This is a genomic window from Citrobacter sp. Cpo012 (assembly GCF_030333015.1).
Lineage (GTDB): Bacteria > Pseudomonadota > Gammaproteobacteria > Enterobacterales > Enterobacteriaceae > Citrobacter > Citrobacter portucalensis.
Map to the genome: position 1 here is coordinate 120,075 of NZ_JAOWGR010000040.1, position 19,564 is coordinate 139,638.

The following is a 19,564-nucleotide window of genomic DNA, read 5'->3' on the forward strand; positions in this document are numbered from 1 at the left end:
CTAACGCTTACCGGGCCTACACGTTTTTCATTGTAGGCCGGATAAGCATTAGCGCCATCCGGCACAACGCTATACTAATGCCCCATAAATGGTGAGCACCGCAATAACCACCACCACCACAAACGAGGTTTTCTTCGCCAGCGAAACAGCGGCTTTTGGCGTTTCGACTTTATCGGTGTGCGGTTCACGCGCCAGCGAGAACTGCGCCAGACGCGTAAGCACCTGATATTGCGACGTGTGCAGATCCGCAAGCGAGGCAAACCAGGCCGGCAGCGCCTTCTCACCATGTCCCAACAGCGCATAGACCACGCCCGCCAGACGCACCGGGATCCAATCCAGCACATGCAGGATCGCATCAATACCTGATTGCAGACGCTGGTGCGGTGTCTGATAGCGCGCCAGCCAGGACTGCCAGGCGCGTAAAAAGGCATAACCAACCAGCGTCACAGGTCCCCACGGACCACCGACAATCAGCCAAAATAACGGCGCCAGATAAAAACGGAAGTTGTTCCATAACAGCGCGTTCTGCAGTTCGCGCAAGAATTCACGCTCATCGCAGTCCGGCGGAACCCCATGGATAAGCGTCAGCTCGCTGGCCATCGCATCACGGGCGTGAGCATCATCGCGAGCAGCCGCGTTCAGGTAAGCGTGATAGTGAAGGCGCGCCTTGCCAGCACCGATGCACAGCAAGCCAATTAAGATCCACGCCACCAGCAACGGAACATTAAACAACAGCCCATGAAGTGCGCGCAGTAGCAGAAATGTCACTCCCATCGCAATCAGAGTCATGCCTACCGTACGCATCATCGAAAAATGCTTAATCCGGCGGAAAAAAGCTTCAATCCGGTGATCAAGCTGCCAGTGCTCACCCAGCTTAAACAGGCGTTCAACAATCAACACCAATAATGTTGTAAACAGCGTCATGTCATCTCCTTGTGCGACGAGGGGGTGACCAGGGCGCGGAACCTTGCCCAGTCAAAGGACGGCCCGTGATCGGTCTTACGCTCGGGCGCAATATTGCAATGTCCTGTCATGTTGTTAGCAATGGCCGGATAACGCGTAATCAGAGTATTCGTCACGGCAGCCAGTTGCTGATACTGCGCATCGGTATAGGCCAGCGTATCCGTCCCTTCCAACTCAATACCAATTGAAAAATCATTACAGCGTTCTCGCCCTTGATAGCTCGACACACCCGCATGCCAGGCGCGTTTATCAAAAGGCACATATTGCACGATTTCACCGTCACGGCGAATCAAACAATGGGCCGAAACACGCAGATGGGCGATCCCAGCAAAATAAGGATGGGCGTTGGGATCAATCGTGCCCGTAAACAGCGCGTCTATCCACGGGCCGCCAAACTCGCCGGGCGGCAGGCTGATATTATGCACCACCAGCAGAGAAGGGTTTTCGTCATCCGGGCGGCAATCGTAATGCGGAGAGGGAACGCGTCGCGCCTCTGCCAGCCAGCCCTCGTCTAACAACATGCAGAATCTCCTTATTGGTGGTGCTCATATCAGGTTCAGGGTAGCATGTTTCCACCTTATGATTCGTTAGCAATTTGGAGTTTTATCATGCCGCCTCGCCGCTATAACCCTGACTACCGACGTGACGCGCTGTTGGAACGCATAAATCTGGATATCCCTGCCGCTGTAGCTCAGGCGCTGCGTGAAGATTTAGGCGGAGAAGTTGATGCCAATAACGATATCACCGCACAGCTTTTACCCGAAGACATGCGCTCCCATGCCACCGTAATCACCCGCGAAGATGGCGTTTTTTGTGGAAAACGTTGGGTGGAAGAGGTCTTTATTCAGCTGGCTGGCGATGATGTCAACATCACCTGGCATGTCGAAGATGGCGACAGCATAAAGGCCAATCAGCCGCTGTTTGAACTGGACGGCCCTTCCCGCGTTTTACTGACCGGTGAACGTACTGCGCTGAATTTTGTGCAGACGCTTTCAGGTGTAGCGAGTGAAGTGCGTAAATACGTCGACCTGTTAGCGGGAACCAAGACCCAACTGCTGGATACGCGCAAAACCCTGCCGGGACTGCGTACCGCGCTAAAATACGCCGTATTGTGCGGCGGCGGCGCGAATCATCGTTTGGGGCTGTCCGACGCCTTCCTGATTAAAGAAAACCACATTATTGCTTCCGGCTCGGTACGTCAGGCCGTCGAAAAAGCCTTCTGGTTGCACCCGGATGTGCCGGTTGAAGTCGAAGTAGAAAGCCTAGATGAACTGGACGACGCGCTGAAAGCCGGGGCCGATATCATCATGCTCGATAACTTCGAAACTGACCAAATGCGCGAAGCGGTAAAACGCACCAACGGCCAGGCGCGTCTGGAAGTGTCGGGCAACGTCACCCATGAAACGCTGCGCGAATTTGCCGAAACCGGTGTGGACTTTATCTCCGTTGGCGCGCTGACCAAACATGTTCGCGCACTCGATCTCTCCATGCGATTTCGCTAATTGCTGATTGTATTGCCCGATGACGCTTCGCTTATCGGGCCTACTACACAGGTTTATTCCGTAAGCCGAATACGGCATTTACACCACCACCCGGCAGTTTCTTCGAGTCTCTTCGCAAATACATTGTCTGACTCTGTAATTTCGTAAAAATCCTCTGAACCCGCTTTCCCGTTTTGTTTTTTGTCTCTCGCCGTCCTCCCGTCGGTTTGCCAAAGTAGCGCCAGCAAACTCAAGGAGCGAACGATGAACAAGCAACGAGGCTTTACGCTTATCGAACTCATGGTGGTGATTGGCATTATTGCCATCCTTAGCGCCATCGGCATTCCGGCATATCAAAACTATCTGCGCAAAGCCGCGCTGACGGACATGCTGCAAACCTTTGTCCCCTATCGCACGGCGGTTGAGCTCTGTGCACTGGAGCATGGCGGAACAAATACCTGCGATGCCGGAACGAATGGTATTCCCTCTCCAACAACTACCCGTTACGTCTCAGCCATGAGCGTTGAAAAGGGAGTTGTCAGTCTTAGTGGGCAGGAAAGCCTGAACGGGCTAAGCATCACCATGACGCCAGGTTGGGACAATGCCAACGGCATTACCGGCTGGAACCGAAACTGCGTCATCCAGAACGACAGCGCATTGCAGCAGGCCTGTGAAGACGTTTTCCGCTTCGATACCCACTAAGGAACAGAGATGAATACCACCCAACTTACGGCACTATGCCAACGTTATCAGGCAATATTACTGGATGCAGACAATGAAGTGGTGCATATCGCCGTCGTAGACGCCCCATCACACGAGCTGCTGGATGCGCTGCATTTTGCCACCACCCGACGCATCGACATTGTCTGCTGGACACGTCAGCAAATGGAAGGCCACACGCATACACCGCAGAAAATGCTCCCGGCAGTGGTCACGAAAAGCAGCGCCAGCGCAGCAGACTTGCTGAATCAGACGTTTCATTCCGCTCTGACGCAACGGGCTTCTGATATTCATTTTGAACCCGAGGAAAATCACTATCGATTCAGATTGCGCGTAGATGGCGTGCTTCACGCGTTACCGGAAGTCACGACCGAGATGGGCATAGCCATCACCGCAAGGTTAAAAGTATTAGGCAGCCTGGATATCGCCGAGCATCGGCTTCCACAAGACGGACAATTTACCGTTGAGATTTCAGGAGAGCCGGTCTCGTTTCGCATCGCCACCCTGCCCTGTCGCTACGGCGAAAAAGTCGTGTTACGGCTACTTCATCAGGTCGATCAGTCACTGGAGATCGCGGCGCTGGGAATGCAAGACGCGCAGCTGGCCGCATTTTCGCAAGCCTTGCAGCAGCCTCAGGGGCTGATTCTGGTTACCGGGCCTACCGGAAGCGGCAAAACGATCACGCTGTACAGTGCGCTGCAAACCCGAAACACCCCGGATGTGAATCTTTGTAGCGTGGAGGATCCGGTAGAGATCCCGATCGCAGGCCTCAACCAGACGCAAATTCACCCACGCGCCGGTTTGACTTTTCAGGGCGTATTGCGCGCGCTGCTGCGCCAGGACCCCGACATTATCATGGTGGGTGAAATCCGCGATGGCGAAACGGCAGAAATAGCCCTTAAAGCCGCACAAACAGGTCATCTGGTTCTTTCTACGCTGCATACCAATTCCACCAGTGAAACGCTGGTGCGCCTGCAACAAATGGGTGTCGCACGCTGGATGATCGCCTCCGCGCTGACGCTCGTTATTGCACAGCGGTTGGTCAGAAAGTTGTGCCCCCATTGCCGACAACGTCAGAGTACGCCTATCACGCTCCCGAAAACTGTCTGGCCTACACCACTACCGAATTGGCAGGCCCCTGGCTGCAAACATTGTTATCACGGATTTTATGGCCGTACGGCATTGTTTGAAGTGCTCCCTGTTACTCCGGCATTACGTCAGAGTATTGCCAGTGGCACATCCGTAGACGAAGTGGAATCTGATGCTCAGCAATCAGGAATGAGAACGCTTTTCGAGAATGGCTGTCAGGCCGTCGAGCAAGGGTTAACGACATTTGAAGAGCTGATTCGTGTACTGGGCATGCCTCATGTCCACTAAACAGCTTTGGCGCTGGCAAGGCATTAACAACGAAGGTAGATCGCTGGAAGGAACGCTATGGGCCGATACCCGACCGTCATTGATGCTGGCTCTTGAGAAACAACAGATTACGCCGCTGCGCATTAAACGTATGCGTGTCAAAACCTCGCACTGGAGCCGTACAAGAAGTGCCGAAACCATACACCAGTTGGCGACATTGCTAAAAGCAGGGTTAACGCTCTCAACAGGGCTAGCTCTGCTTGCTGAACAGCATCCCAGCACTCAATGGCAGGCGCTACTGCGTACGCTGGCTTACGATATGGAACAGGGCATAACCCTCTCCGCCTCGTTATCACAATGGCAACACGTTTTTCCGCCCCTTTACCAGGCAATGATCCGTACCGGAGAACTTACGGGTAAGCTGGACGACTGCTGTTTTGAACTCGCCTACCAGCAAAAGAAACAACAGCAACTTGCTGATAAAGTTAAAAAATCCCTGCGCTATCCGATCATCATCATAACAATGGCGGTGATGGTCGTATTTGCGATGCTGCAGTTTGTACTCCCTGAGTTTGCCGCTATCTACCAGACGTTCAACACCCCGCTACCGGCGCTCACTCAGTGGATTATTACCATCGCACACTGTAGCAGCCAATGGGGATGGCTGGCGGTAGCGCTTGGCCTGGTAGCAGTTGCCACACATCATTTGATAAAGCAGAAACCGTACTGGCTCATTCTGCGCCAGAAATTGCTGCTCAGCCTCCCGGTCATAGGGCCGATAGTGAGAGGGCAAAAACTCACGCAGATATTCACTGTTCTGGCGTTAACGCAAAATGCGGGCATTCCCTTTTTGCAGGGTCTTGAGAGCGTTACCGAAACGCTGGCTAACCCTTTCTGGTCGCAACGTTTAGCACTGGTTCAGCAGGACATCAGCTCTGGAAAACCGATCTGGTTAGCGCTTAAAAATAGCGGTGAATTCAGCCCATTGTGTATACAGCTGGTCAGAACGGGTGAAGCTTCCGGCTCGCTGGATGCAATGCTGCGCAATCTTGCTCATCACCATGGCGAGAAAACCCAGGCTCAGGCTGAGAATTTGGCTGCATTACTTGAGCCTGCGTTGCTGGTCATTACGGGGCTTATCATCGGTACGCTGGTCGTCGCGATGTATTTACCGATTTTCCATCTGGGAGATGCGATGAGCGGGGTGGGATAGATTCAAATGCCGGATGGCGGCGTAACGCCATCAGGCATTTCACAGAACTAGCTGTTCTTACAGGCTATTGAAAACGCGGTTTTCTTGTTCCTGTACACGAATAAACGTTGTACGTTTGGTCAGCTCTTTCAGACGGGATGCGCCCACATAGGTACAAGCAGAACGCAAACCGCCGAGAATATCGCGAGCGGTATTATCAACCGGGCCGCGCAGTGGCAGCTTGACGGTTTTACCTTCTGCAGCGCGGTACTGTGCAACACCACCTACGTGACGCGTCATGGCAGATTCAGAGCTCATACCGTAGAACAGCATGAATTTCTCACCGTTCTCTTCAACAATTTTGCCGCCACTTTCTTCATGACCAGCCAGCATGCCGCCGAGCATCACGAAGTCTGCGCCGCCACCGAACGCTTTTGCCACGTCACCCGGCATGGTGCAGCCGCCGTCGCTGACAATCATTCCACCCAAACCGTGGGCTGCATCGGCGCATTCAATAACCGCAGAAAGCTGTGGATAGCCAACGCCGGTTTTTACACGCGTGGTACATACAGAACCTGGGCCAATGCCGACTTTGACAATATCAGCACCGGAGAGCACCAGCTCTTCACACATCTCACCGGTGACCACATTGCCCGCACAGATCGTTTTAGTCGGCCATGCTTCACGCGCTTTCGACACGAACTGAACAAAATGCTCTGAGTAGCCATTGGCCACATCAATGCAGATAAAGTTCAACGCGGGGTTGAGCGCCAGAATCTGTTTAGTTTTTTCGAAATCTGCATCAGACGTACCGGTTGAAACCATTACGTGTTTGAGCACATCGGCAGAGCTCTCTGCGATGAAGGCGGCCCAGTCTTCAACAGAATAGTGTTTGTGCACAGCGGTCAGGATGTCGAAGGATGCCAGTGCCGTTGCCATGGCAAACGTCCCGACAGTGTCCATGTTCGCGGCAATAATAGGTACGCCGGACCAGGTCTGACCTGAATGCTTAAAGGTAAATTGACGTTCCAGCTCAACATCGGAACGGCTTTTGAGAGTAGAACGCTTAGGGCGGATAAGAACGTCTTTGAAACCTAACTTCAGATCTTCTTCGATACGCATGTGCGGATTCCTGGGGTTAATGGCGAAAAATCGAAACTCACAACTCCAGTGACGCTATCATACGCACTAATCAATGCCGCGCAAGACTGCGAAATTCTCTTTTTTTACGCTACAATCCCATAAATTTACCTGGCGAATAGTAGGTTAATCCTGCAGCAGCCTCGCCTTCGCACGCATAACTTTTAACTGTTTGATAATCAAACTTAAACTCCAGGATCGGCATCTATGAGGTATACGGTAGCCTTAACCGGCGGCATTGGCAGTGGTAAAAGCACCGTTGCAAATGCGTTCGCTGACCTCGGAATAAACGTCATTGATGCAGATATTATTGCGCGCCAGGTGGTTGAACCCGGCACACCTGCTCTTAAGGCGATCGAAGAACATTTTGGTTCCGACGTTATAGCCGCAGACGGATCGTTGCAGCGACGCATTTTACGCGAACGCATTTTTTCCAATCCTGAGGAGAAAAGCTGGCTGAATGCTCTGCTTCATCCGCTTATTCAGCAGGAAACCCAGCGTCAGTTTCAGCAAGCAACCTCTCCTTATCTGCTATGGGTTGTCCCTTTGCTGGTGGAAAATTCGCTGTATAAAAAAGCCGACCGCGTACTCGTGGTGGATGTCACCCCCGAAACCCAGCTCAGACGCACCATGCAGCGTGATGACGTCACGCGTGAGCATGTTGAACAAATTCTTGCTGCCCAGGCAACGCGTGAAGCGCGGCTGGCCGTGGCAGACGATGTTATTGATAATAATGGCGCACCGGAAGCCATCGCCTCGGATGTCGCCCACCTGCACGCGCTCTATTTGCAATGCGCGTCGCAGTTTGTCTCACAGGAAAAACCGTAATGCACACCCAGGTCCTTTTTGAACACCCTCTCAATGAGAAGATGCGTACATGGCTGCGCATTGAGTTTTTAATCCAACAGCTCTCCGTTAATTTGCCCATTGCTGACCATGCCGGCGCTCTGCATTTTTTCCGCAATATCGGAGATTTACTGGATGTATTTGAACGCGGCGAAGTCCGTACCGAACTCCTCAAAGAACTGGAGCGACAGCAGCGTAAACTCCAGGCCTGGGTCGAAGTTCCCGGCGTCGATCAAAGCAGAATAGACTCTTTGCGTCAGCAGCTAAAAAGTGCAGGCAGCATTCTGATTTCTGCCCCGCGTATTGGACAGACACTGCGCGAAGATCGTCTGATTGGTCTCGTACGTCAGCGTTTAAGTATTCCTGGCGGGTGCTGCAGTTTCGATCTGCCGACCCTGCATATCTGGTTACACCTGGCACAGTCGCATCGTGACGCGCAGGTTGAAACCTGGCTTGCCAGCCTGAATCCGCTCAATCAGGCGCTGTCGCTGGTACTGGATTTAATTCGCAACTCAGCGCCGTTTCGTAAGCAAACCAGCCTGAATGGTTTTTATCAGGACAACGGCGAAGATGCAGATCTGCTACGCTTGCAGTTGCCGCTTGATTCGCTGCTTTATCCGCAAATTTCTGGTCATAAGAGCCGTTTTGCCATCCGCTTTATGCCGCTGGATAGCGAGAATGGTCAGGTGCCTGAGCGCCTCGATTTTGAACTGGCGTGCTGTTAAGGAGTCAACATGTCTGAACAAACCATCGTCAACTGCCCAACCTGCGGCAAGCCTGTAGTATGGGCTGAGGTCAGTCCGTTTCGCCCATTCTGCAGCAAGCGCTGCCAGTTAATCGATCTGGGAGAGTGGGCCGCAGAAGAGAAACGCATCCCAAGCTCTGGTGATCTGTCAGAAAGCGACGACTGGAGTGAAGAGCAGAAGTAATTCTGCTAAAACGGTGGGTCGGATTAGGCAACGCCGCATCCGGCATTTTATGTTGTTTTGCCTGATGGCGCTGCGCTTATCAGGCCTAAGAACTAAAACGTAGGGCGAGCAAGCGTAGCGCCCCCGCCACAATTTGCCGGATGCGGCGTTGCCTTATCCGGCCTACAGCACCATTAGCCAGCAATCAGCTTTTCAATGACCGGTGCATTAGCGGGCGGGAAATCCTGCGCATTCAGAGCATCTTGCGCAATCCACTGCGCCGGTTGCCCCTCTTTTCCCCACGGCTCGCCTTCCCAGCTTTCAACCAGCCAGAACCACAGAGTGATATGCCTGTCCGGAAACTGATACTCCAGCTTTTCGAACAATGAGCTTTGAGTCGGCGTGATCCCCACTTCTTCCTGTAGCTCGCGAATCAGCGCCTGCTCCGGCGTTTCGCCCGCTTCAATTTTCCCGCCGGGGAACTCCAGCTTATTGGCCATGTGGGCATCAGCCGCACGCTGGGTGATAAAAATTTCATGTTGCTGATTACGAATAATCCCGACGGCGATTTGCAGTATTTTCATCTTTATCGTCCATAAAAAAGGCGCAGAATTCTGCGCCTTTTCAGTAAGTTATTTTCTTAGCTCAGACGGCCGTGGCACTGTTTGTATTTTTTGCCTGAGCCGCAAGGACACGGATCGTTACGACCCACTTTACGATCGCCGGTTTGTGCTGCCAGCTCTTCTGCTGCGGCAGAATCGTCGCCTTTATGACTCAACTGCTGCATCTGCGCTAAGCGCTCAGCTTCTTCACGACGCTGCTGCTCCATGGCTTCGACTTCTTCAGGCATACGCACCTGAACTTTGCTCAGGGTGCTGATCACTTCATATTTCAGTGATTCCAGCATTGACGCAAACATAGAGAAGGATTCACGCTTGTATTCCTGCTTCGGATCTTTTTGCGCATAACCACGCAGGTGGATACCCTGGCGCAGATAGTCCATCGCAGCAAGGTGCTCTTTCCACAGAGAGTCGAGAGTTTGCAGCATCACGCCTTTTTCGAAGTGACGCATCATCTCCGCGCCCACTACTTCTTCTTTACGCTGATAAACTTCGATGGCGTTTGCCAGGATACGTTCACGCAGCGTTTCTTCGTGCAGCTCAGGCTCTTTATCCAGCCACTCAGAAATCGGCATCTCAAGATCGAAGTCGTTTTTCAGACGTTCCTGCAGACCCGGGATATCCCACATTTCTTCCAGAGACTGCGGCGGAATATAGGCATCAATAGTTGCTTTGAAGACATCTTCACGGATGCTGTTGATGGTTTCGCTAACGTCAGTTACGTCCAGCAGTTCGTTACGCTGGGTGTAGATAGCACGACGCTGATCGTTGGCAACGTCATCATATTCCAGCAGCTGCTTACGAATATCGAAGTTGCGGCTTTCCACTTTACGCTGCGCGTTAGCAATTGCTTTGGTCACCCATGGGTGTTCAATGGCTTCACCTGGCTTCATACCCAGTTTACGCATCATGCCTGACACGCGGTCAGAGGCAAAAATACGCATCAGCGCATCTTCCATCGACAGATAGAAACGGGAAGAGCCCGCATCACCCTGACGACCTGAACGACCACGCAGCTGGTTATCGATACGGCGAGATTCGTGACGCTCGGTACCGATAATATGCAAGCCACCGGCAGCTAATACCGCGTCATGGCGAACCTGCCACTCGGCTTTAATCTGCGCGATTTGTTCCGGAGTTGGGTTTTCCAGCTCGGCTACTTCCGCCTGCCAGCTACCGCCCAGCACGATATCGGTACCACGACCGGCCATGTTCGTCGCGATAGTCACGGCTGACGGATAACCCGCCTGGGCGACGATTGCAGCTTCGTTGGCGTGGAACTTGGCGTTCAGAACGTTGTGTTTGATACCCGCTTTGCTCAGTTCGTTAGATACCACTTCCGATTTTTCAATGGAGATAGTACCTACCAGCACCGGCTGGCCATTTGCGGTACGCTCTTTAATATCTTCAATGATCGCCTGAATTTTTTCCGCTTCGGTCATGTACACCAGATCCGGTAAATCCTTACGGATCATCGGACGGTTGGTCGGCACAACCACGGTATCCAGTTTGTAGATGGAGCTAAATTCAAACGCTTCAGTGTCGGCTGTACCGGTCATACCGGCCAGTTTTTCGTACAAACGGAAGTAGTTCTGGAAGGTAATAGATGCCAGCGTCTGGTTCTCGTTCTGGATCTCTACGCCTTCTTTAGCTTCAACAGCCTGGTGCAGACCATCGGACCAGCGACGCCCCTGCATGGTACGACCGGTGTGTTCATCGACGATGATAACTTCGCCGTCTTTCACGATGTAGTCTACGTCGCGGGTAAACAGCACGTGCGCACGCAGTGCGGCAGTCACGTGGTGCATCAGCATAATGTTGCCTGGAGAGTACAGTGACTCGCCCTCGTCCATAATGCCTTCGTTAACCAGCAGCTCTTCAATCAGTACCAGACCACGTTCGGTCAGGTTAACCTGGCGCGCTTTCTCATCAACAGAGAAGTGGCCTTCGCCCTGGAACGTGTCGGAATCTTCCTTCTCCTGACGGATCAGGTGCGGGATGATTTTGTTCACTTTTTTGTACATTTCCGAGCTGTCTTCAGCCGGGCCGGAAATGATCAGCGGCGTACGCGCTTCATCGATCAGGATGGAGTCGACTTCATCGACCAGCGCATAGTGCAGTTTACGTTGAACACGCTCTTCCGGACTAAACGCCATGTTGTCACGCAGGTAGTCAAAGCCGTATTCGTTGTTGGTACCGTAAGTAATATCGGCGTTGTAGGCTTCACGCTTGGCTGGCGCAGGCAGGCCAGACATGTTGATACCAACGGTCATGCCGAGGAATTCAAACAGCGGGCGGTTATTTTCGGCATCACGCTGAGCCAGATAGTCGTTCACGGTAACCACGTGTACGCCCTTCCCGCTTAATGCGTTCAGGTAGGCTGGCAGCGTCGCGGTAAGGGTTTTACCTTCACCAGTACGCATTTCCGCGATGCAGCGATCGTTAAGCACCATACCGCCCAGCAGCTGAACGTCGAAGTGACGCATACCGAACACACGCTTACTCGCTTCACGCACTACGGCGAACGCTTCCGGGATCAGGCTCTCAACGCTGGCACCTTTTTCCAGACGGGCGCGGAATTCAGCGGTCTTCGCTTTCAGTTCATCATCGGAGAGTTTTTCCATCTCCGGTTCCATCGCGTTGATGACATTGACCACTTTACGCATACGACGCAGCGTACGCTCGTTACGGCTACCGAATACTTTCGTTAATAATTTGATTAGCATAATAAAATCTCAAACGCCCCGCGGTGCGGAGTCAAAAATTATAAGTTGGAAGGTTCTTTTTTAGCTGAGGCGTTGAGGACCAGCGCGGATACCCTGCAGCTGGCTGATCCAGACCGGAACGCTAAACGCGGCCTGAGAGGTAAAGTGTGCGTATGTCACGCGACTTACTGTCGCGGGCGGAGTGCCTTCCTGCGTCAGCATCGCGCTGAGCGTATTCAGTAACGCAAGATGGTGCGCCTGGATTGGCAATGGCTCTTCGGCAACGGGCAACGCCTGAGGTGCCATGGCAAAAGAAAGATGGCGGATAACCGTACGAATGGCATGTTGATGCCAGTAATCGACGGTAAAATTTGGGCGGCGATTGGTCGCTTCCAGCAAAGCAAGCTGGCTAAAGTTAACTTTAGCGCCTTGATCGTGATTGCTGGCGGTCGCCTTCGCGGGGGTATTAGGTTCAGCAGCATTACCGAGCGCGGGCAGGCCAAAACTAGCCGCGACCATCCCCAACAGGAGATGCGGCCAGAAGTACCGTCTGCCTAACTGTCGCCAGCGCGTCAGTATTCCACTCACGTTATTGCCACCTGATATACCCTGCGTTTGGGGTTACAAATGCAAAACCATTTTTTGCGCACAAATCTTACCATTAATGCGTTCGCACCACAGCAGTAATGACAGCAAGTCGCGGGTAAATATGCTTAAGAAAGCAGCGATCGAACGGTATTTTAATCTACCTGTGGGGAAAAAGTCGCTTCAGATAAGGTGGTTTGCACTCGGAAGATAAAAAAACGACTGGCTCACCTGGCCGGAGAGAGTGCCAGATTGACCAGTCGAATTTATGCGACAGCGTATGTCGTTATGCCAGTACGGTCGATGGTGCTTTGAACGCCAACGGCAGTTCTGCATCGTCCTGGAAGGTCACATATTCCCAGGCTTCCTGTTTTGCCAGGACCGCCTGCAACAGTTTGTTATTCAATGCATGACCGGATTTATACGCGGTAAATGCACCAATAATGTTGTGACCACACATGAACAAGTCACCGATCGCGTCGAGCATTTTGTGACGAACGAATTCATCTTCAAAACGCAGGCCGTCTTCGTTCAATACGCGATAATCGTCAACAACGATGGCACAATCGAAGCTGCCGCCCAGGCACAGGCCGCGGGACTGCAGATATTCGATATCACGCATGAAGCCGAAAGTACGCGCACGGCTGATCTGACGCATGAACGCATCCGCAGAGAAGTTCATCGCGTAGCGCTGCGTGCTGGAGTCGATCGCCGGATGGTTAAAGTCGATGGTGAAATCCAACGTAAAACCATTATACGGCTTAAACTCAGCCCACTTATCGCCATCTTCGACACGAACGGTCTCTTTGATGCGAACAAATTTTTTGGCGCTGCTCAGTTCTTCAATACCTGCATCAAGCAGCAGATAAACGAACGGAGCGGCACTGCCATCCATGATCGGGATTTCCGGTGCGTTAACTTCAATAACGATGTTATCGATACCTAAACCCGCCAGAGCAGCATTAAGGTGCTCTACGGTTGAAATCCGTACATCATGCTCATTGACCAGACACGTACAGAGCATGGTATCACGCACAGATTTGGCATCGGCCGGGAAATCTACCGGAGGATTCAAGTCGGTGCGACGATAGATGACCCCGGTGTTGGCCGGCGCAGGGCGTAATGTCAGGGTGACTTTTTTGCCGGTATGCAAACCGACGCCAGTCGCCTGAACGATACGTTTAAGAGTCCTTTGTTTGATCATCGTATAATCTCGCCAAATTACCTATCCAACCGAAGTGTACTATACATTCGGTGGGCCAGTTTAGCACAAAGAGCCACAATTCCCAAATTCCAGCTAATTCTTAATCAGCTTGCTTACGCAGGAATGCTGGGATATCCAGATAATCCGGCTCTTTGGTGGTTTGCGGCGTATTGTCGTTAACCACTTTCGCTACCGGTTTCTGCTCTTGCGTCAACGGCGCCATGCCGTGCTGCTGGTAACGATCCATTACCGGCTGCTGTACCTGCTTGTTGGTCACCAGAGTGATTTCAGGACGTTTGTCCATACCAATTCCAGTTGCAACAACGGTGACGCGCAGTTCGTCGTTCATATCCGGGTCCAGAGAGGTACCGATAACCACGGTCGCATTATCCGATGCAAAGGCACGAATCGTGTTACCGACGGTTTCGAACTCATCCAGACGCAGGTCGAAGCCCGCAGTAATGTTGACCAGCACGCCGCGCGCACCAGACAGATCGATGTCTTCCAGCAGCGGAGAAGAGATAGCCATTTCAGCCGCTTCTTCTGCACGGTCTTCACCGCTTGCCACGCCTGAACCCATCATCGCGTAGCCCATTTCGGACATCACGGTGCGCACGTCTGCAAAGTCGACGTTCATCAGGCCCGGACGAGTAATCAGTTCAGCGATACCCTGGACTGCGCCTTTCAGCACATCGTTCGCTGCGCCAAACGCATCCAGCAGGGAGATACCGCGACCCAGCACTTTCAGCAGTTTGTCATTCGGAATAGTGATCAGAGAGTCCACATGTTTGGACAGCTCGGTGATACCCTGCTCCGCGAATGCCATACGCTTCTTACCTTCAAAGTTGAAAGGCTTAGTCACGACAGCAACGGTCAGAATACCTAAATCTTTTGCTACTTCAGCAACCACTGGCGCTGCACCGGTACCGGTACCGCCGCCCATGCCAGCTGCGATAAACACCATGTCTGCGCCGTCAAGCGCTGCACGCAGAGCTTCACGATCTTCGTCTGCCGCATTACGGCCTACTTCCGGGTTTGCACCCGCGCCCAGACCTTTGGTGATGCCGCTACCAATCTGAATGGTCTGTCCAACCGCCGTTTTACGCAACGCCTGAGCGTCGGTATTCACCGCGAAGAATTCAACACCTTCGATGCGCTCGCGCACCATGTGTTCAACGGCATTACCGCCGCCGCCGCCGACGCCGATGACTTTAATCACCGCGTCATTGGTAAGTTCCATAGGTTCAAACATAGTTTCTCTCTCCGTTGTGCCTGTCGCCTGAGACCGTTAATGTGCGTTGGTCTCTTTAAAAATTAAAACTCTTTTCGCAGCCAGCTATTGAGTCGTTTGATCCACGAGCCAACTGATGCCGTAACGCGTTTTTCTACTTCAGCCTCACCACTCAAATGGGATTCTTTCCCGTAGTGAAGCAGCCCCACTGCCGTTGAATAATAAGGCTCCTGGGCATAATCCGTCAGACCAGTGATATTCAGCGGTGCGCCAATACGTACTTGCGTATGGAACACGCGCTGTGCGCAGGCCGCAAGACCTTCAATTTGCGCAGCGCCACCGGTTAACACAATCCCCGCCGCCAGATGATGTTTCACACCCTGCTGGCGAAGCTGTTCTTGTAATTGCAAAATTTCTTCGTTGACCAGGTTGAGCAGCTCGGTATAACGCGGCTCAATGACCTCTGCCAGGGTCTGACGTTGCAGGCTACGCGGTGGACGACCACCTACGCTTGGCACTTCAACGCTTTCGTCTTTACCCACGATGGAGCCCAGCGCGCAACCATGACGCACTTTGATGGCTTCAGCATCGCTCGGCGGCGTACCAAAGGCATACGCGATATCGCTGGTCACTACATTCCCTGCATAAGGGATAACTTTAGTGTGGCGCAACGCCCCGCCAGTATAAACGGCGATGTCCATTGTACCACCACCAATATCCACCACGCAGACACCCAGCTCACGTTCATCTTCCGTCAACACGGAATAACTGGCTGCCAACCCGGCAAAAATCAGTTGGTCAACTTTCAGACCACAACGTTCAACGGCTTTGACAATGTTCTTCGCCATGTCGTTGTGGCAGGTAATAAGATGGACTTTTGCCTGCATACGCACGCCGGAAAGACCGACCGGATTTTTAATGCCTTCCTGGTAGTCGATGGCGTATTCCTGCGGAATAACGTGCAGAACACGATGTTCATCGCGAACGCGTACGGATTTTGCCGTATGTACCACGTTTTCCACATCTTCCTGCGTCACTTCCTCTTCGGAAATGGGCACCATACCAATTTCATTTTGACAGCTAATATGTTTACCGGAAAGTGCCAGATACACCGAGGAAATCTGGCAATCTGCCATCAGTTCAGCCTGGTCAATGGCGCGCTGTACGCACTTCACCACTGACTCAAGGTCATTCACCCCGCCTTTATCCATACCTCGCGATGGGCAACTGCCCACGCCAATGATATTGACCATACCGTCGGGCAGAACTTCCCCTACTAAAGCGGCTACCTTCGCGGTGCCAATCTCCAGTCCAACTACCAGTTTTCTGTCCGTCGCCTTGATCATTGTTGTTCTGCCTGTGCCTGATTCTGTTGCTGATTAGATTCCTCAGGAGGCAAGGGAACCCAGCCTACTGCCGCTCCTGAGTCATAACGCAAATCAACGTAGCTAATCCGTTTGCCATCGGTTTGCGCCTGCTGCTGTAAAACCGGGTAGAGTTCCACAAAGCGAGCCAAACGTTTTATCGTATCGCCCCTGCCCAGATTCAGCTTAATATCGTTATTCAGCGTCAACTGCCAGGAACGACGAGCGGTCATCGCCGCTTCCTTCAGGGTGAATCTATCCTTAGCCAGCACCTGCCCCATATCGCGGAACCCTTGCAACACTTCACTTGCGCTGCCTTCCGGTCCATACAACATGGGTAATACCTGCTTATTGGCCCGACCGGTTGGAACACTGAACGTATTTCCTTCAGCATCCACCATATGTTGGTCATTCCAACGCGCAATGGGCACATATTCAACCAGATGAATCTTCAATTCATCGGGCCATTGCTTTCTGACGCTCGCCTGTTTAATCCAGGGGAGGCGTTCAATTTGACTCTGAATGATGTTCACATCCTGAGTCATAAAGGTTCCCGGAGCGCCCAGCGCCAAAATGGACTGACGAATATCGTCATTGCGCGTGTAATGCCGTTCGCCGGTTAACACCAGTTTCGATAAAGGCAAACGTTGCGCATCTTCCATCCATCCCAACACTACCCAGCCGCTGACAAACACGGTGCACAGCACTGTCAGCAGGAACAATATTCCTGCAAGACGCGTTCCATTATTGCGGCGTGAGGAGTTTACTTCTTCTTCATCACCGTTTCGCGTGTTCAGCGCAGCCTGCGACATATCAGTCCGCCAACTCCAGAATTCTTACCACCAACTGCGAGAAGCTCAGGCCCGCCTGACGCGCCGCCATCGGCACCAGACTGTGGCTGGTCATACCCGGAGAGGTATTCGCTTCCAGCAGATAAAACTGGCCATCGCTGTCCAGCATGACGTCAATGCGACCCCAACCTTTACAGCCCAATGTGGTCCACGCTTTCAGGACTAATTCCTGTAAACGGGCCTCTTGTTCGACTTCCAGACCGGCAGGGCAGAAATATTGTGTCTCATCAGAGAGATACTTCGCCTCATAATCATAGAAGGTTCCCGCGGGTTGGATACGTATTGACGGTAAAATTTCTTCACCAAGTATCGCAACTGTAAATTCCGGGCCACTGAGCCATTTTTCGATCAGTACTTCTTCATCATGCTGAAAAGCCAATGCTAATGCACCATGCAAAGCATTTTCTTCTTCAACTTTTGACATCCCTACGCTTGAGCCTTCACGGCTTGGCTTCACAATCAGCGGCAAACCTAGCGCAGAAATCTCCGTAACCACCTCATCACTAAGGCCTTTTTCGAACTCAGCGCGGGTCAATGCGACCCAAGGCGCGACCGGTAAACCAGCCCCCTGCCACAACAGTTTGCTGCGCAGTTTGTCCATCGAAATCGCAGAAGCCATGACGCCACTACCGGTGTACGGCAGACCAATCAGCTCCAGCATGCCCTGCAACGTGCCATCTTCACCACCACGACCGTGCAGCGCAATAAACACCTTTTGAAAACCCATCGATTTCAAAAGCGTGACATCGACCTCTTTTGGGTCAATTGGATGAGCATCCACACCACCTTCGCGTAACCCTGCCAGTACGGCCGCGCCGGAATTCAGCGAAACGTCACGCTCTGCGGAGGTTCCCCCTAACAGGACCGCGATTTTATCAGCCATGTTGTTCTTCCTCCGGGTTTTGCGGCTTCAGTTTGATTTCAGCTAAGGAACGCGCGATTTTGCCGATATTTCCAGCGCCCTGCACCAAAATCAGATCGTTGCCGGTTAATACCGGCGCCAGCATGTCTGCCACCTGAGCCGGATCGGATACCAGAATCGGGTCGATCTTACCGCGACCACGGATCGTACGGCACAGCGAGCGACTGTCGGCTCCTGGAATCGCGGCTTCACCCGCGGCGTACACATCCAGCATCAACAGTGCATCGACCTGAGTCAGCACGTTGGCAAAGTCGTCATACAGATCGCGAGTACGCGTAAAGCGGTGCGGCTGGAACAGCATCACCAAATTTTTGTCCGGCCAGCCCGCGCGTGCAGCTTTAATCGTGGCATCCACTTCCGTAGGGTGATGACCATAATCATCCACCAGCATCGCCGTCCCGGCTTTACCGTTTACCGGCTCAAGCGGGAATTCGCCGAGGAAGTCAAAACGTCGTCCGGTGCCCTGGAAACTTTCCAGCGCGCGCAGAATTGCGTCGTCTTCAATGCCTTCTTCTGTTGCAACTGCTACCGCCGCCGCCGCGTTCAGCGCATTGTGACGGCCCGGTGCGTTCAACGTCACGCGTAAATCGGCCATCCCCTGACGCAGCAGCGTGAAGTGTCCTTGTGGACCAATCTGCTGGTAATCTTCGACGCGCACATCAGCATCATCGCTGAAACCATAGGTTGTGGTTTGACGACCAACTCGCGGCAACAACTCGCGGATCACCGGGTCGTCAACGCACATCACCGCACGACCATAAAACGGCAAGTTATGCAGGAAATTAATAAACGTCTGCTTTAAATTTTCGAAGTCGCCATGGTAGGTATCCATATGATCGGCTTCGATATTGGTAACAATCGCCACCATCGGCTGCAAATGCAGGAACGACGCATCGCTCTCATCCGCCTCAGCAATTAAATAACGGCTATGACCCAGACGCGCATGGACGCCTGCGGCCTTCACCAGACCGCCGTTGACAAACGTCGGATCCAGCCCCGCTTCCGCGTAGATACTGGAGACCATCGCTGTGGTCGTGGTTTTACCGTGCGTCCCGGCAATGGCGATACCGTGACGAAAACGCATTAACTCCGCCAGCATTTCAGCACGACGGATCACCGGAATGCGCGCTTCATGCGCCGCAACAATTTCCGGGTTATCCGCAGAAATGGCGCTGGATACCACCACTACGCTCGCATCGCGCACGTTTTCCGGGCGATGGTTGAAGAAAATCGTGGCGCCCAGATTCGTCAACTGCTGCGTCACCGGGTTCGGCGCTAAGTCAGAACCGCTGATCTGATAACCTTCGTTGGCCAAAACTTCGGCAATACCGCCCATACCAGCACCACCGATGCCGACAAAGTGAATGTGCCGAACGCGACGCATTTCGGGCACGATGGAACGCAGTTTTGCCAGTTGTTGTGTATTCATTCTTTAGCCATTAACTTCTTAGTTCATGCGATGCAAAAGGCATCACC

19 protein-coding genes are annotated in these 19,564 nt (G+C 52.8%); 7 read left to right on the forward strand and 12 right to left on the reverse strand.

Annotation, left to right across the window (positions count from 1 at the left end; translation table 11 throughout):
• Nucleotides 1-69: 69 nt before the first annotated feature.
• The gene (ampE, locus tag OGX90_RS15080) at nucleotides 70-924 is read right to left on the reverse strand and encodes a beta-lactamase regulator AmpE (protein ID WP_003829498.1); all 855 of its coding nucleotides are present in this window, start codon (nucleotides 922-924) and stop codon (nucleotides 70-72) included.
• Entirely contained in the window at nucleotides 921-1,484 is a 564-nt protein-coding gene (gene ampD, locus OGX90_RS15085) for a 1,6-anhydro-N-acetylmuramyl-L-alanine amidase AmpD (protein WP_286624194.1), read from the reverse strand. Before ampD ends, ampE begins: the two co-directional genes overlap by 4 nt.
• Before the next feature lie 87 nt (nucleotides 1,485-1,571).
• On the opposite strand from ampD, the gene nadC reads away from it, so the two are divergent.
• The 4 genes from nadC to hofC all read left to right on the forward strand — a co-directional run bounded on the left by nadC (nucleotide 1,572) and on the right by hofC (nucleotide 5,733).
• Nucleotides 1,572-2,465 carry a carboxylating nicotinate-nucleotide diphosphorylase gene (gene nadC / locus OGX90_RS15090; RefSeq protein ID WP_003837454.1) on the forward strand — a complete coding sequence of 298 codons (894 nt, stop codon included), beginning with the start codon at nucleotides 1,572-1,574 and terminating at the stop codon, nucleotides 2,463-2,465.
• 243 nt (nucleotides 2,466-2,708) lie between these two features.
• Complete coding sequence (gene ppdD / locus OGX90_RS15095) at nucleotides 2,709-3,146, forward strand: prepilin peptidase-dependent pilin (protein ID WP_032942370.1); 438 nt, start codon at nucleotides 2,709-2,711, stop codon at nucleotides 3,144-3,146.
• A gap of 9 nt (nucleotides 3,147-3,155) precedes the next feature.
• Nucleotides 3,156-4,541 (forward strand): type II secretion system protein GspE, encoded by a 1,386-nt coding sequence (gspE, locus tag OGX90_RS15100; protein WP_286624196.1) that lies wholly within the window; start codon nucleotides 3,156-3,158, stop codon nucleotides 4,539-4,541.
• Nucleotides 4,531-5,733, forward strand: coding sequence for a protein transport protein HofC (gene hofC, locus OGX90_RS15105; RefSeq protein ID WP_286624198.1), 1,203 nt, complete (start codon nucleotides 4,531-4,533; stop codon nucleotides 5,731-5,733). Before gspE ends, hofC begins: the two co-directional genes overlap by 11 nt.
• A 57-nt stretch (nucleotides 5,734-5,790) precedes the next feature.
• Here hofC and OGX90_RS15110 read toward each other — a convergent pair whose 3' ends face one another.
• The gene (locus OGX90_RS15110) at nucleotides 5,791-6,834 is read right to left on the reverse strand and encodes a GMP reductase (RefSeq protein ID WP_003829510.1); all 1,044 of its coding nucleotides are present in this window, start codon (nucleotides 6,832-6,834) and stop codon (nucleotides 5,791-5,793) included.
• A 225-nt stretch (nucleotides 6,835-7,059) separates the two neighbouring features.
• On the opposite strand from OGX90_RS15110, the gene coaE reads away from it, so the two are divergent.
• From coaE to yacG, 3 genes are read left to right on the forward strand one after another with little or no spacing between them, the layout of a single operon-like run.
• Nucleotides 7,060-7,680, forward strand: coding sequence for a dephospho-CoA kinase (gene coaE, locus OGX90_RS15115; RefSeq protein ID WP_048236137.1), 621 nt, complete (start codon nucleotides 7,060-7,062; stop codon nucleotides 7,678-7,680).
• On the forward strand, nucleotides 7,680-8,423 hold the full coding sequence (gene zapD / locus OGX90_RS15120) for a cell division protein ZapD (RefSeq protein ID WP_003829513.1): 744 nt from the start codon (nucleotides 7,680-7,682) through the stop codon (nucleotides 8,421-8,423). The genes coaE and zapD overlap by 1 nt, the downstream gene beginning before the upstream one ends.
• Before the next feature lie 9 nt (nucleotides 8,424-8,432).
• Nucleotides 8,433-8,627: a DNA gyrase inhibitor YacG gene (gene yacG / locus OGX90_RS15125; RefSeq protein ID WP_003018740.1), complete on the forward strand. Its 195-nt coding sequence runs from the start codon at nucleotides 8,433-8,435 to the stop codon at nucleotides 8,625-8,627.
• A gap of 173 nt (nucleotides 8,628-8,800) precedes the next feature.
• On the opposite strand, the gene mutT is transcribed toward yacG, so the two are convergent.
• The 9 genes from mutT to murC all read right to left on the reverse strand — a co-directional run bounded on the left by mutT (nucleotide 8,801) and on the right by murC (nucleotide 19,517).
• The gene (gene mutT / locus OGX90_RS15130) at nucleotides 8,801-9,190 is read right to left on the reverse strand and encodes an 8-oxo-dGTP diphosphatase MutT (RefSeq protein ID WP_008786200.1); all 390 of its coding nucleotides are present in this window, start codon (nucleotides 9,188-9,190) and stop codon (nucleotides 8,801-8,803) included.
• Nucleotides 9,191-9,246: 56 nt separating this feature from the next.
• Nucleotides 9,247-11,952, reverse strand: coding sequence for a preprotein translocase subunit SecA (secA, locus tag OGX90_RS15135; RefSeq protein ID WP_003829517.1), 2,706 nt, complete (start codon nucleotides 11,950-11,952; stop codon nucleotides 9,247-9,249).
• A 60-nt stretch (nucleotides 11,953-12,012) separates the two neighbouring features.
• On the reverse strand, nucleotides 12,013-12,519 hold the full coding sequence (gene secM, locus OGX90_RS15140) for a secA translation cis-regulator SecM (protein ID WP_003829520.1): 507 nt from the start codon (nucleotides 12,517-12,519) through the stop codon (nucleotides 12,013-12,015).
• A 283-nt stretch (nucleotides 12,520-12,802) separates the two neighbouring features.
• Nucleotides 12,803-13,720, reverse strand: a complete 918-nt coding sequence (gene lpxC, locus OGX90_RS15145) for a UDP-3-O-acyl-N-acetylglucosamine deacetylase (protein WP_006686706.1) — start codon at nucleotides 13,718-13,720, stop codon at nucleotides 12,803-12,805.
• A 100-nt stretch (nucleotides 13,721-13,820) separates the two neighbouring features.
• The gene (gene ftsZ, locus OGX90_RS15150) at nucleotides 13,821-14,972 is read right to left on the reverse strand and encodes a cell division protein FtsZ (protein WP_003018753.1); all 1,152 of its coding nucleotides are present in this window, start codon (nucleotides 14,970-14,972) and stop codon (nucleotides 13,821-13,823) included.
• 62 nt (nucleotides 14,973-15,034) lie between these two features.
• Nucleotides 15,035-16,297, reverse strand: coding sequence for a cell division protein FtsA (gene ftsA, locus OGX90_RS15155; RefSeq protein ID WP_003018755.1), 1,263 nt, complete (start codon nucleotides 16,295-16,297; stop codon nucleotides 15,035-15,037).
• Nucleotides 16,294-17,127, reverse strand: a complete 834-nt coding sequence (gene ftsQ, locus OGX90_RS15160) for a cell division protein FtsQ (protein WP_003018758.1) — start codon at nucleotides 17,125-17,127, stop codon at nucleotides 16,294-16,296. The genes ftsA and ftsQ overlap by 4 nt, the downstream gene beginning before the upstream one ends.
• Before the next feature lies 1 nt (nucleotide 17,128).
• Nucleotides 17,129-18,049, reverse strand: coding sequence for a D-alanine--D-alanine ligase (locus OGX90_RS15165; protein ID WP_008786198.1), 921 nt, complete (start codon nucleotides 18,047-18,049; stop codon nucleotides 17,129-17,131).
• The gene (gene murC, locus OGX90_RS15170; RefSeq protein WP_003018763.1) at nucleotides 18,042-19,517 is read right to left on the reverse strand and encodes a UDP-N-acetylmuramate--L-alanine ligase; all 1,476 of its coding nucleotides are present in this window, start codon (nucleotides 19,515-19,517) and stop codon (nucleotides 18,042-18,044) included. The genes OGX90_RS15165 and murC overlap by 8 nt, the downstream gene beginning before the upstream one ends.
• Between the last annotated feature and the right edge of the window lie 47 nt (nucleotides 19,518-19,564).

Bases quoted from the DNA above. Each gene is read 5' to 3' on its own strand.
- coaE (WP_048236137.1), top strand. From the start codon at position 7,060: ATGAGGTATACGGTAGCCTTAACCGGCGGCATTGGCAGTGGTAAAAGC.
- secA (WP_003829517.1), bottom strand. From the start codon at position 11,952: ATGCTAATCAAATTATTAACGAAAGTATTCGGTAGCCGTAACGAGCGT.
- ftsQ (WP_003018758.1), bottom strand. From the start codon at position 17,127: ATGTCGCAGGCTGCGCTGAACACGCGAAACGGTGATGAAGAAGAAGTA.
- nadC (WP_003837454.1), top strand. From the start codon at position 1,572: ATGCCGCCTCGCCGCTATAACCCTGACTACCGACGTGACGCGCTGTTG.
- ftsZ (WP_003018753.1), bottom strand. From the start codon at position 14,972: ATGTTTGAACCTATGGAACTTACCAATGACGCGGTGATTAAAGTCATC.
- zapD (WP_003829513.1), top strand. From the start codon at position 7,680: ATGCACACCCAGGTCCTTTTTGAACACCCTCTCAATGAGAAGATGCGT.
- OGX90_RS15110 (WP_003829510.1), bottom strand. From the start codon at position 6,834: ATGCGTATCGAAGAAGATCTGAAGTTAGGTTTCAAAGACGTTCTTATC.
- ppdD (WP_032942370.1), top strand. From the start codon at position 2,709: ATGAACAAGCAACGAGGCTTTACGCTTATCGAACTCATGGTGGTGATT.
- OGX90_RS15165 (WP_008786198.1), bottom strand. From the start codon at position 18,049: ATGGCTGATAAAATCGCGGTCCTGTTAGGGGGAACCTCCGCAGAGCGT.
- ftsA (WP_003018755.1), bottom strand. From the start codon at position 16,297: ATGATCAAGGCGACGGACAGAAAACTGGTAGTTGGACTGGAGATTGGC.
- murC (WP_003018763.1), bottom strand. From the start codon at position 19,517: ATGAATACACAACAACTGGCAAAACTGCGTTCCATCGTGCCCGAAATG.
- ampD (WP_286624194.1), bottom strand. From the start codon at position 1,484: ATGTTGTTAGACGAGGGCTGGCTGGCAGAGGCGCGACGCGTTCCCTCT.
- ampE (WP_003829498.1), bottom strand. From the start codon at position 924: ATGACGCTGTTTACAACATTATTGGTGTTGATTGTTGAACGCCTGTTT.
- yacG (WP_003018740.1), top strand. From the start codon at position 8,433: ATGTCTGAACAAACCATCGTCAACTGCCCAACCTGCGGCAAGCCTGTA.
- gspE (WP_286624196.1), top strand. From the start codon at position 3,156: ATGAATACCACCCAACTTACGGCACTATGCCAACGTTATCAGGCAATA.
- mutT (WP_008786200.1), bottom strand. From the start codon at position 9,190: ATGAAAATACTGCAAATCGCCGTCGGGATTATTCGTAATCAGCAACAT.
- hofC (WP_286624198.1), top strand. From the start codon at position 4,531: ATGTCCACTAAACAGCTTTGGCGCTGGCAAGGCATTAACAACGAAGGT.
- lpxC (WP_006686706.1), bottom strand. From the start codon at position 13,720: ATGATCAAACAAAGGACTCTTAAACGTATCGTTCAGGCGACTGGCGTC.